The sequence below is a fragment of the Bradyrhizobium sp. JR4.1 genome, assembly GCF_040548605.1.
In the GTDB taxonomy this organism is placed as follows: Bacteria; Pseudomonadota; Alphaproteobacteria; order Rhizobiales; family Xanthobacteraceae; genus Bradyrhizobium; species Bradyrhizobium canariense.
Genome location: NZ_JBEPRY010000047.1, coordinates 18,081 through 29,112, shown reverse-complemented (window position 1 = coordinate 29,112; position 11,032 = coordinate 18,081). Strand labels below are relative to the sequence as shown.

At 59.5% G+C, this 11,032-nt stretch carries 10 protein-coding genes and 4 pseudogenes; 9 read left to right on the top strand and 5 right to left on the bottom strand.

The window, feature by feature from the left end:
* Positions 1 to 274 precede the first annotated feature (274 nt).
* The 6 genes and pseudogenes from ABIB90_RS40160 to ABIB90_RS40135 form a co-directional block, all read left to right on the top strand.
* Positions 275 to 623, top strand: a pseudogene (locus ABIB90_RS40160) (transposase); the annotation flags it as partial.
* A pseudogene (locus ABIB90_RS41765) lies at positions 623 to 736 on the top strand (ATP-binding protein); the annotation flags it as partial. The pseudogenes ABIB90_RS40160 and ABIB90_RS41765, both read left to right, overlap by 1 nt.
* A gap of 224 nt (positions 737 to 960) precedes the next feature.
* Positions 961 to 1,197 carry a hypothetical protein gene (locus tag ABIB90_RS40150; protein WP_354202847.1) on the top strand — a complete coding sequence of 79 codons (237 nt, stop codon included), beginning with the start codon at positions 961 to 963 and terminating at the stop codon, positions 1,195 to 1,197.
* A gap of 26 nt (positions 1,198 to 1,223) precedes the next feature.
* Positions 1,224 to 1,499 carry a reverse transcriptase domain-containing protein gene (locus ABIB90_RS40145; protein WP_354202846.1) on the top strand — a complete coding sequence of 92 codons (276 nt, stop codon included), beginning with the start codon at positions 1,224 to 1,226 and terminating at the stop codon, positions 1,497 to 1,499.
* A pseudogene (locus ABIB90_RS40140) lies at positions 1,435 to 2,037 on the top strand (IS30 family transposase); the annotation flags it as partial. The gene ABIB90_RS40145 and the pseudogene ABIB90_RS40140, both read left to right, overlap by 65 nt.
* A 31-nt stretch (positions 2,038 to 2,068) precedes the next feature.
* Positions 2,069 to 2,335, top strand: a pseudogene (locus ABIB90_RS40135) (IS3 family transposase); the annotation flags it as partial.
* A gap of 221 nt (positions 2,336 to 2,556) precedes the next feature.
* Here the strand turns inward: ABIB90_RS40135 and ABIB90_RS40130 are convergent.
* The 5 genes from ABIB90_RS40130 to ABIB90_RS40105 form a co-directional block, all read right to left on the bottom strand.
* On the bottom strand, positions 2,557 to 3,312 hold the full coding sequence (locus ABIB90_RS40130; protein ID WP_354202843.1) for a hypothetical protein: 756 nt from the start codon (positions 3,310 to 3,312) through the stop codon (positions 2,557 to 2,559).
* Entirely contained in the window at positions 3,260 to 3,784 is a 525-nt protein-coding gene (locus ABIB90_RS40125) for a recombinase family protein (protein WP_354202842.1), read from the bottom strand. The genes ABIB90_RS40130 and ABIB90_RS40125 overlap by 53 nt, the downstream gene beginning before the upstream one ends.
* Positions 3,703 to 4,248: a recombinase family protein gene (locus ABIB90_RS40120; protein ID WP_354202841.1), complete on the bottom strand. Its 546-nt coding sequence runs from the start codon at positions 4,246 to 4,248 to the stop codon at positions 3,703 to 3,705. The genes ABIB90_RS40125 and ABIB90_RS40120 overlap by 82 nt, the downstream gene beginning before the upstream one ends.
* A gap of 102 nt (positions 4,249 to 4,350) precedes the next feature.
* A complete protein-coding gene (locus ABIB90_RS40115; RefSeq protein WP_354202840.1) occupies positions 4,351 to 4,590 on the bottom strand; it encodes a hypothetical protein in 240 nt (79 codons plus the stop codon).
* Between the two features lie 523 nt (positions 4,591 to 5,113).
* The gene (locus ABIB90_RS40105) at positions 5,114 to 5,722 is read right to left on the bottom strand and encodes an SDR family NAD(P)-dependent oxidoreductase (protein WP_354202839.1); all 609 of its coding nucleotides are present in this window, start codon (positions 5,720 to 5,722) and stop codon (positions 5,114 to 5,116) included.
* A gap of 345 nt (positions 5,723 to 6,067) precedes the next feature.
* On the opposite strand from ABIB90_RS40105, the gene ABIB90_RS40100 reads away from it, so the two are divergent.
* From ABIB90_RS40100 to ABIB90_RS40090, 3 genes are all read left to right on the top strand, one after another.
* Complete coding sequence (locus tag ABIB90_RS40100; RefSeq protein ID WP_354202838.1) at positions 6,068 to 6,964, top strand: beta-keto acid cleavage family enzyme; 897 nt, start codon at positions 6,068 to 6,070, stop codon at positions 6,962 to 6,964.
* Positions 6,965 to 7,559: 595 nt separating this feature from the next.
* Positions 7,560 to 8,342 (top strand): SDR family NAD(P)-dependent oxidoreductase, encoded by a 783-nt coding sequence (locus tag ABIB90_RS40095; protein WP_354202837.1) that lies wholly within the window; start codon positions 7,560 to 7,562, stop codon positions 8,340 to 8,342.
* A 650-nt stretch (positions 8,343 to 8,992) separates the two neighbouring features.
* The gene (locus ABIB90_RS40090) at positions 8,993 to 10,636 is read left to right on the top strand and encodes a class I adenylate-forming enzyme family protein (RefSeq protein ID WP_354202836.1); all 1,644 of its coding nucleotides are present in this window, start codon (positions 8,993 to 8,995) and stop codon (positions 10,634 to 10,636) included.
* The last annotated feature ends 396 nt before the right edge of the window (positions 10,637 to 11,032 follow it).

Below are 11,032 nucleotides of genomic sequence, written 5' to 3'. Positions count from 1 at the left end.
TGCTTCATAGCGCTGCTCCCTTTCGATAATCCGCTAAGGCCGATCCTAACAACCCTCGTGTCCTCAAGAAGACGTCAGCCGCGATTACGCCATGTGAACAAGGCTCTAGGCGATGGAGCAGTAGTCTGTTTCTCCGATCGAGAGCTTTTGAGATTGCAGAGGGGGGAAAGTAGAGGCCGCCAAATCCTGCAATTTCGTTTATGGATTCCCTTTTGCGGCAGGCCATGATCCTGGTGCGCATCGGAGAGGGAACGATGCGACCGAAGAGCACAAGATGACGGAATCGAATGATCTGTTACGGGCGCGGCTGGGCAGATCATCAACATGAGACACGAGCTGGTTCTGCTTGCCGACAACATCGACTAGGACTGGGTCGACGGCGAGATCGGCGCGCTCAACAGCGAGAACGACTGAGACCCGCTTCATGATCGGGCTGCTGCTGCTCAAGCACACTCACGGGCTGTCCGATGAGGGGGCGAGCGCTGGATGCACGACCCGTATTCCACTTCTTCACCGGCCAAGAGTCCTTCCAGCAAGCGGTCCCGCACGAGCGCTCGGACCTAAGCTACAGGCGCAAGCGGCTCGGTGACAAGCTGGAGCTGCTGCTGGCCGAGAGCCTGCGGTGGTCGCCACCGCAAACCTCGACCGGCTCTTGCACCACAGCCACGTGCTGACCATCTGCGGCGACAGCTGTCGCGCCAAGCGAAAGAGCAGCCTCATCAAGCCGCCCGCCGCTGACGCCCTCCGGTCAGCTCCGCCTCTCTCCGTCACGTCAGCGGCGGAGCCAGCCTTCGACACCGAAATCATGAACCCGAGGGAGAGGCAGTTCTTCATGACGCAAAGAGGGCAGTTCCAGATGGCGTTTTTGACACCCAGCGTCTATCGCTATGTGTGCAAAATAAGTCGCCTCAGCCGTGCTGCGCTGGAGCGCCGGGTCGCGACAGTTGGAACCGGGAGGTGTTGTCCGCCATCTACGAGCAGGACTTTTTGCCCTGCTCGTTCGGCGGCAGGCCGAAGCTCAGCGCCCATCATGCCTTGGCGACCCTCAATGAGGTCATCGCCGGCGGCATGATCAGCTGGGTGTTGGAGGCGGATTTGAAGAACTTCTTCGGGAGTCTCGATCATGATCGGGTCCTCCGGTTTGTCGAACATCGAGTCGGTAATCCACGCCTGATCAGCTTGATCCGCGCTGGTTGAAAGCTGGCGTCTTGGAAGACGGAGCGGTGCACCCGAGCGAACAAGGAACGCCACAAGGCGGATCGATCAGTGTACTTTTGAGCAACCTCTACCTTCATTACGTTCTCGACCTCTGGTTCGAACGCGTGGTGAAGGGTCGGTTGCGGGGCGAAGCCCGACTGGTGCGCTATAGCGACGACTTTGTGATCTGCTTCCAATATCGATCGGACGCCATCCGCGTACAGGACGCCTTGCGTCATGCCGAGGGCACGCGTAGGCAGGCGAGGCAAGAGCTTTGTCTCGCCGGACATCATGATCAGTGAGCGCCCTGCTGAAGCGGCCGATCGAGCAGTGCCGGGACATTGGGAGGGAGACCTCATCCTCGGTCTTGGTAGCTCGGCAATCGGCACGCTGGTCGAGCGCACAACGCGCTTCACGATGCTATTGCACCTTCCCCGGTTGGCGGGGCATGGCGAAGCTCCGCGCGCGAAGAACGGGCCGGCGCTCGCGGGACACGGGGCCAACGCCGTGCGCGACGCGATCACGCGCACAGTCATCACTTTGCCCGAAGAACTGCGTCGCTCGTTGACCTGGGATCAGGGCGCCGAAATGGCACAGCACGATCGTCTCAAGATTGATGCGGGTGTCCAGGTCTACTTCTGCGACCCGCAAAGCCCTTGGCAGCGCGGCACTAACGAGAACACCAACGGGCTGCTGCGGCAGTACTTCCCGAAAGGCACAGACCTGAGCATCCACAGCGCCGACGACATATCCGCTGTGGCCGCGGCCCTCAATGCCGGACCGAGAAAGACACTAGGTTGGAAAACGCCGGCGGAGGCGCTTGACGAATTGCTGTCATGAGTGAAAATAACTCGTGTTGCGACGACTGTTCGAATCCGCCCAGTACACCAGCGAGCAGTTCCAATGCCTGATGGCCGACCACGGTATCGTTTGCAGCATGAGCCGCTCTGGCAACGTCTGGGACAACGCGGCGATGGAGAGCTTCTTCTCCTCGCTCAAGACCGAGCGTACGGCCAACAAGATTTATCGAACCAGAGACGAGGCACGCGCCGATGTGTTCGACCACATCGAACGATTTTACAACCGCGCATCAGAACGCCCGTCTGTCTATGTTGTTGAAGAGAAGAGACTTTGCTGATTGGGATGCGGTCCCGTGGGGTATCTTGGGTTCTGTCGCGCTCGTCGGCGATAGCTTGAGCGGCAGTTGTTATCAGCGAGGCGCGGGCGAAGATCCACGGGCCGTCCGATAGCGGATGGAAGGCTTCGATTTCGCCGGCTTCAGCGGCCAGCCGGAGCGTCTTGGGCGCGATCTTCAGGAGCTTTGCGGCGTTGCTAAGGTTGAGCCAGGGTTCGATCCCGTCATCGGCGGGCTTGAACACCGGGAGGTGGTAGCTCGAGCGCATTGATGTGACGCGCTCGCGGGTCCAGCGATTGCCGTTGCCCGTCTTGAGGCCGTTTCGGTTGAGGAGGCCGGCAATCAGATCGTCGCTGGCGATCAGCACCAGTTGACGCACGGCTTGGATAATATCGGCAGAGGTGCTGTTGCGCTGTCCGCGCCGGCGCTTGAGCAAGCGCAAAGCGCAACTCGCTGTGAGCGCCACCCACCCAGTGGACGATGAGAACGATCTCGGACCCCGCGTCGTCTATATCGGCCACGACCTCATGGACGAGGGTGCGTACAATGCGCTTCTTGAGGCGAGCATCCGTCGTCGGCGCATCCCAGACCGTTTTGAGGTTCGAGGCCAGTACGCCGAGCGAAGCTGGATCAGCAATGGGTGCGGGCGTCGCCGCATCATGCATGGCGATCTTGCCCTCGACCTCCGCCGCGTGAGCGAGTGCTCTGTTCCAGCGCGCTTCCAGCTCACTCGCCACCAACCGGTTCGCGGGGTCAGCGGCATCGTGTTGCCGGAAAGCCCGGTCTGCGGCATAGCGCGCCGCTTCCAGATCGCAACTGAGCGCATCGCGCACCTGATCCCGTCGTTCTCCGGCTTCCCTGGCGGCAGCGGTTGCAGCGGCGATAGCGCCCGGACCGAGGAAGCCAAGCAGTGCTTCCTCGATTGCATCATCGACACGCAATCCGCCGAAGGCGATGCAGTGAGGACCGCCATTGTCCATCCAGGCGCGGCTGGATATGGTGCTTCATGCCGGAGTACCGGAGTGTGAGCTTGCGGCCGCAGCGCTTGCACCGGATCAGAGCGGCCAGCAGCGCGTCACCATGCTTGGGTGCGCCGTGATGCCGACCGGTGGGAACGTTGCTGCTGACCATGGTGCGGATCGCCTCGAACCTATTCCAGCTCACATATCCGTCGTGGGTGTTGGGCTTCAGCGCCAGCCATTCGTTCCGCGTCTTGCGGCGGATCTTCACGCTCACGCCCTCAGCGCTGTATCCCGCCGCCACAGCCGTCTTACCATAGGCATAGGCGCCGCCGTAGACCGGGTTCTCAATGATCCGGTGGATGGCGGAGTAACTCGGTCGCCGCCAGGCTGTGTCGCCGTTGAACTGCTTCACTGGTAGATCGAGATTGTACTCGTGGAGCCAGCAGAGCGCCTGTCGCGCGCTGCCCAGTTCCTCGACCTTGTCGAACACCAGCTTGATCGCTTCCTGGACACGCCGATCCGGATCGTCTCATAACGGTCGCCGGCCTTCACGAAGCCGACGGGCGCCGCCACAACCAACTCGCCCCGGCGCGCCTTCTCGTAGCGGGCTGAGAGCGAGCGTTGGCGCAACAACTCCAGTTCGTACTCGTTGAGGCTACCCTTGAGCCTGAGCAGCAGGCGGTCCTTGCCGTGCCTCGGCGCATAGATGGTCTCCTGATCGACCAGAACGGTATCGACCACGCGGCACATCTCGATGAGTTGCTGCCAATCCCGGCTGTTGCGGGCGAAGCGCGAGACCTCACGGGCGCAAACCGCACCAACCTTACCGAGGCAAACCTCCGCTACCATTCGCTCGAAACCGACGCGTTGCACGCCGCCGGCGGCTGAACGACGGAGATCATCATCGATCACTTCGATCTCAGACCAACCGAGCGCCGTCGGTCGGTCCCGCATGGCGTATTGCAACGCGCTGATCTCGCGATTGTGCAATACTTGATGGGCTGAGATTGGCGCACGTAAAGAATCGCCTTGCGCTCCAGATGAGGCCTAACCTTGTCAGAGATCATGATCAACCTCCTTCGCGGGCGGTGTCGCTGTCGTCGCAGCATGGTCGAGGATCAACTGCATCATCAGGCTTGTGAGCGCTGCCCGCGCTTCCGCCGGCAGCTCCGGCCATGCGGGCGCGCCGCTGGCGTCGTTTGACAGGCCGCTCCTGAACAGATCTATCTGATGCTGCGGGCGCGGTTGCCGATTCTGTCGGTATCCTTTTCCTGAGTTTGTCGTCACGCGTGACATGGATCTCTCCCCGATTCTGGTTGTGAGAGGCTCTGGATGCGCTAGAAAGCAGGGCAGCTGATGGCGTTCGATCCATCAACACCATATCGAGAAGCGCAGAAAGCGCTGCAAGTGCGGTTATGCTGACAAATGGCCGAGCTGCCAAAAGCTCCGCCGCAGGGCATGCCGTTCGGCCGAACATCCATGCTGGAACCTTCAGCCAACGATCTGCTTGCGATCCATCCAGCGTGCAGCGGAAGGCGACATCGCCAGCCTTGTCGACGGCCCCATGAACGCAAACTCGGCAACCAAACCAAGGACGATGTCGATAAAGAACTTCGCGAAGAACGGTCCTGTGGGCGTTCTCAAACTCGTTGTACAACACGACCCGCAGGCACTCGACCATCGGCTATCTCAGCCCGGTTGAGTTCGAGCGCAAGGTGGGATTCGCTTAGCCGGGTGTCCATCAAGCCGGCAGCAACTCAATCCAAGCAAAACTATGTTTCCACGACTTCGCAAACTTCAGGATCGAATCGCGCCGTACCTAAAGCGTCAGACCACCGTCTATGGCGATAGTCTGTCCTGTGATCATGGGCGCTGCAAAGCCGCGATAGACGATCGTTTCGGCAATATCTTCGGGAGCGCATCTGCGCCGCAGGGGAGTTCGCTCGATGGAGCTTTGCCTTTGCGCCTCCGTCCACTCGATCTGCCAGGTGCTATCAACAGCGGCCGGCGCCACCGCGTTAATCCGGATCTCTGGTGCGAGACCTTGAGCAAGATAGCGCGTGATCGCAATAATACCGGCCTTGCTTGCCGCATAGGCTAGACTAGATCCTCTCGACGTCAATGCTGACACTGAGGCCAAGCTTACGATCGCGCCTCTCGATTGTCGCAAGGACGGTGCAGACGCGCGCGTGCATCGGAAAAGTGCGATGAGGTTCGTGTCTAACACGGCCGACCACAGCTCGTCAGCTATGAGGTCGAGCTCGGAAGAGGAAATGGATTTCCGTGCTCCAGGCGCGGCATTGTTAACGAGAAGCTCGAGCCCGCCCATCTTGTCTAAGACAACATTTACGACTGCGCCGACCGTGACGATCGCCATCGGTGCATCATCATGAAGCAGTCGTTCGAGCTCGGCAGAGGCTATCGGCATCACATAAGGCTCCACTTGTCACACAAGGCATGTCTGATTGGCTACGACATGACGGAAATCCCACGATTGCAGCGTCATCCAAGGGTCGGCTGCTAGCCACATTGTGTTCATCAGGCGATCCGCGAAGCTTTCTGCGAGTGGCACGCCGATTGCTGGGTTGATGACTGCCGCAGCCAAGTGCTCGCAGCGGCACTGTTACCAAAGGGTCCCAGTGATGTCCGCTCGGATGATGGTGGTCGATGCGCTAAAGCAGTTTACACTCGCAAACGAGCGGCGAACATCACAAAACTTATCGCTTGCCCTGGTGCGGCAAACGTTAAACTTCAGTGAAAGGAGAAGGTGGAGATGCTCTCAGAAGTGTTCATCACCTGTGCGATTACAGGAGGGGGGTCGAATGTGGACCGTAGTCCATATGTGCCGGTGAGCCCAGAGGCGATCGCAGATTCGGCGATTGAGGCCGCACGAGCAGGAGCGGCGGCGGTGCACATTCACGTGCGTGATCACAAGACCCGTCGGGGTGTGCTAAATCTTGCGCTATATCGGGAAGTGGTGCAGCGCATTCGGAGGTCGGACGTAAATCCGGTGATCAACCTGACTACAGCGAACGGGGGCGACCTCATGCTGGCTGGGCCTGACTGTCCACTGCCGCCGGACCCAGCAGGGACGGACATGGCGGGTGCGCTTGACCGACTGGCACACGTGGAAGAGCTACGCCCCGAAATCTGCACCCTCGACTGCGGCTCGATGAACGGCAAATCCAACAGCGAATACATTATGGTCAACAGCACTGGAATGCTGCGCGCGATGGCGAAACGTATAGGAGAGCTCGGAGTGCGTCCTGAGCTCGAGGTGTTCGATACCGGTCATCTTAAATTGGCGAACGACCTTGTTAAAGAGGGGCTGATTAGGGATCCGCCGCTGATCCAGCTGTGCATGGGCGTCGGCTACGGCGCGCCGGACGACTTGACCACGCTGACGGCGATGGTGCACCAGCTCCCGCCGGGCGCTGTCTATTCCACCTTCTCGGTCGGGTCGATGCAGCTTCCATATGCTGCTTTGGCCCCGTTGTGCGGCGCGAACGTGCGGGTGGGATTAGAAGACAACCTGTATCTATCCCACGGGCGGCTGGCAACTAATGCCGAGCTCGTGCAACGGGCGATTGAGATCCTCAATTGGATTGGGGTGCGTGTGCTTAGCCCGAGGCAGATGCGCGAAAAGCTCAAGCTTAACGTTCATGCCTGAGGGGCCAAGGATGCTTAAGAACTTGAAGCTTGCCCAGGAGCGGCCCCGCGGGGTGGTGCCATCGGTGGCGAGTGGGGCGGCACGCCTCATTCTCAATGGCGTCAACATACGGCTGAACGTCCGGCCGCTAAATGCAGTCGAGCATATTCAAAAGGCTTTGGCCAGCGCCCGGCGGATAACGCGGGAAGAGCCGATGACACTCGTCGAATACTTGGCCGAGCCGGCGCGCGCGCGCGGGCCCCGTGCAGCAGTCCGCGGCGGAGCGCCTAGATGTCGAGCAGGCGGCGTACCGCCACAAACTGTGGTGGTTAGTAGACGGCCGAGAAGTGCGTCCGGGAACAATCGCCGGTCACTGCGTTCAGGTCCTCACGCCGGCCGTCGACGCGCCAAGAGGCGCATTCATTTCTTTTATAATCACGCGCGAGGGTGACGACCGGCTGGCCGCCAGGGGCAAGCGAGATCTCATTCACCTGAACGTCCATAAAAGAGTCACCGTGCCTATGCCTATTCCGCGCAGGAGTATTGCGAGTTTAGTCTGCCGCGCGGTATGGGCTGCCGCGGCGGCTGCAGTTTCGTTGCTAAAGAAGAGGGAACGATGATGGATGGATTCTGCGCGGTCGTGACGGGCGCGGCGTCGGGGCTCGGAGCGGCGACGGCAAGCCTCTTGGCCGAAGGCGGCGCCCGCATCGTTGTCAACTACTCGACGAGCCGGAACGAAGCCGAGGCTACGAGTGAAGCCTGCCGGAAGGCGGGCGCTGCCGAGGTCGTGGTGGTGCAGGGCGATGTCTCTCGCGATGAGGATTGCAAGAAGATCGTCGCAGCTGCCGCACCCTGGGGCCGGCTCGAGCTACTCGTCAACAATGCTGGCACCACAAAATATGTGCCGCGTCACGATCTCGACGGGCTCTCCGCGGACGACTTCCAGCGCATCTATGCCGTCAATACCATCGGGCCGTACCAAATGATCCGAGCGGCGCGCTCGCTACTGCAGGCTGGCGCAGACGCCAGCGGACGGCCAACCGCAGTCGTGAACGTCTCCTCGGTGGCCGGCATCAACGGTGACGGTTCATCGATCGCGTACTCAGCGAGCAAGGGTGCGCTGAATGCCATGACACTGTCGCTCGCGCGGGCCCTGGCGCCTTCGATTCGCATCAATACCGTTTGTCCCGGCTATATCGACACGAGCTGGTTCACTAAGCTTCGTGGCGAGCCGGGTGCCCGACAGGTGCGCGATTCCGTGGCGGCGCGTGTGCCGCTCAAGGTCGTCTCGTCCGCGGAGGACATCGCGCAGCTCGTCTGCTTCCTCGCAAGCCCAGCATCGAGTAATATGACCGGCGAATGTGTGCGCATAGACGCCGGTATGCATCTAATTTTGTGAGAAAGTGAAGAGTTCGCCGGGGTGCGGCAATAGATGCGACGTCGCTGCTTTATGTCCACACTCCATCCTTGCTAAAAATGCCGCAAACAAAATGCCCGATCGTTTTCGAAGGAGTCGGGGCGGTGGTCGGCTGCCTTTGGAGACCAAGTTTGATATCCCGCGCTCGCGCCGGAGCCTAGTCTCGCCTTAGGGATGTTGACACTCTTGCGTGGGAATTCCACTAGAGTAGGTAGTACCCCGATCCTGATTAACAATTTACAATCCGCTGCACGGCTATGAAGCCACTGGTCACGAGAAGCAGCTCATCACGATACGACGGGCTGCGGCAATTAGGCAAGCAACGTTAAGGCGCGTACCTCTCTCGCTTGAGTCAAGCACCCAACGAACGCTCCTGCCCAATCAAGGACGAATAGGATGTCTCCGACACACAGGCCGCACCGACAAGGCGTCAGCTGCATCGTTGTTTTCCGTCGTTCGACGTGGATGCGAGCAAGCAGCTGCGTGCCAGGTTCGAGATTGCCACAATGACGTTGGCGTGATTATGCTCGTGAGTTCGTCTCACGCATGCTGGATCGACGAGCTGAAAGTGCTGGAAATCCGCAATGCGATCGGCTTGTCTTTGGTCCTTCCAATCCCAAAGGTTTCCAAATATGCGGTCGAAACAAAAACAGCTGCAAGAGCGCGTCGCAAAGGCGTTGCGCAAAATCGAGGCGCTGGAATCTTCATATGAGACCATCACGGTTGGACAGCTTGTTTCAATGCGGGCCAGAACGAACGGCTCAACTACCGCAATCGACGTGTTCGGGCGCGGCGAGCGCGCGACCTACTCCGAGATGGACCGTTTGTCCAACAGATATGCGCATGCGCTGCGTGCGTTCGGCGTGCGCAAGCGCGATCGCATTGGGGTGATGCTGCCCAATCGTATCGCATTTCCGACCGTTTGGTTCGCGATCGCCAAGCTCGGTGCGGTTATGGTACCGATCAACATGCGCTACACTCCGAGGGAGATCAAACACGTTCTCAGTGACGCAAAGGCTGGGTTCGCTGTCATCGACGGCTCCGTAGCGTCTGTGTTCTCGGCGATGGAACCTTGGCCGCAAGACCTTGTCAAGGAGCGAGTAATTCTCATTGGACAGCCTTTCGACGGAATAGCCACTTCCGTCGACGAGTTACTCAAGGGCGTCAACGACTCTATTGTGGAGGAGGATGTCCGACCCGAGGACCTGTTGAGCATTCAATATACCTCGGGGACAACAGGCTTTCCGAAGGGTTGCATGTTGACGCACGACTACTGGGGCGTGAGTTCCTTTCAGGCGCAATGCGGGGACGAGCAGCGATACCAAAGGTATATTTCTATGCAGCCTTTCTTCTACGGTGATCCGCAAGTACACCTTCTGAAGTCTTATCGGCAGGCTGGCACCCTCTACCTGGCGCCCTCAATGAGTTCGACGCGCTTCATCGATTGGATCAAGCAGTATGGGATCGAATGGTGCTTTTTTCCCGAGCTGGTAGCGCGCCAGGCCGAGGCCGCCGATGAAGATGGAGCGACATGCCTGAAGCAGACTTTGACGTGGGGATGTAGTCCTGATACGCAACGCAAACTGCGGAAGCGATTTCGAGTGCGAACCCAAGATGCTTACGGGATGACGGAAATTGGGTTCGGCACACAAATGCCGAACGACCTTGATGAGATGGCCGATTCCGGTTCGGTGGGGATTCGTGCACCGTTTCGGAATCTGCGACTGATGAACTGCGATGGCACACCTACACCAGTCGGCGAAGTCGGTGAGCTGTGGGTAAGCGGTCGTGGAATCCTCAAAGGCTACTGGAATAACCCAGAAGCGAATGCCGCATCGTTCAAAGGCAGATGGTTCAGGACGGGCGATCTACTGCGGCGCGACGAGCTAGGCTTTCATTGGCTGGTAGGCCGCACGAAGGACATGATTAGACGTTCAGGCGAGAACATCGCCGCGCGCGAGGTGGAGGCCGTCATTCGCGAGATTCCAGAGATCGCTGATGTGGCCGCCGTGCCCGTTCGTGACGCCAAGCGCGGTGAGGAGGTCAAGATTTACGTGGAGCTGAAAGAAGGTCTCGCACCAGGCGATCTGCCCGTAGATCGTATTCTCGAGCATGTTCGTGGCAGTCTCGCCATGTTCAAGGTGCCGCGCTATATCGCCTTTACTCCGGCGCTACCTAGAACCACCTCCAGCAATAAAGTGCTCAAACGTGAGCTGATGGCCGTGAGCGATCCGCTTGCCGGCGCCTACGACGCTGAGGAGAAGCGCTGGCGCTGAAGCGTACTTTTCATCGTGGCCCAAGAGTAGGCGAAGATTTTGCGACGCTTGTAGCGCGACCGTGTACGTTTTCTTCTTGCCATGCCAACGAGAGTCCCGCACTATTGCCGAAGCTGCGAGGCAGCGCATCCGAGGATGCCACGCTCCGTCGAGTATTGGACATGCAAGTGATTCCTAACGGAGATATGCGCGACGAACGCTTGAGTGTCTGGGACTATCTATAGGGGCGTGAAGCGAGCATCGCAGTACCACCTGCTACGACACGGCCGATGGTGACACGCCACTTGGGATTGCATCTTGTCAGGGCATCCATGGCCGGCGTCTCCACCGCGCTAAGGCCGGACAGTTGGCGTTGTCCATCAAGAACCTGCCGAGGGGTGCTGGGGAGACGGTCAA

What these genes read in the sequence shown, in the direction of transcription:
- ABIB90_RS40130 (WP_354202843.1), bottom strand. Translation starts at nt 3,312, where the DNA reads ATGGACAATGGCGGTCCTCACTGCATCGCCTTCGGCGGATTGCGTGTC.
- ABIB90_RS40120 (WP_354202841.1), bottom strand. Translation starts at nt 4,248, where the DNA reads ATGCGGGACCGACCGACGGCGCTCGGTTGGTCTGAGATCGAAGTGATC.
- ABIB90_RS40115 (WP_354202840.1), bottom strand. Translation starts at nt 4,590, where the DNA reads ATGTCACGCGTGACGACAAACTCAGGAAAAGGATACCGACAGAATCGG.
- ABIB90_RS40105 (WP_354202839.1), bottom strand. Translation starts at nt 5,722, where the DNA reads ATGCCGATAGCCTCTGCCGAGCTCGAACGACTGCTTCATGATGATGCA.
- ABIB90_RS40100 (WP_354202838.1), top strand. Translation starts at nt 6,068, where the DNA reads ATGCTCTCAGAAGTGTTCATCACCTGTGCGATTACAGGAGGGGGGTCG.
- ABIB90_RS40095 (WP_354202837.1), top strand. Translation starts at nt 7,560, where the DNA reads ATGATGGATGGATTCTGCGCGGTCGTGACGGGCGCGGCGTCGGGGCTC.
- ABIB90_RS40090 (WP_354202836.1), top strand. Translation starts at nt 8,993, where the DNA reads ATGCGGTCGAAACAAAAACAGCTGCAAGAGCGCGTCGCAAAGGCGTTG.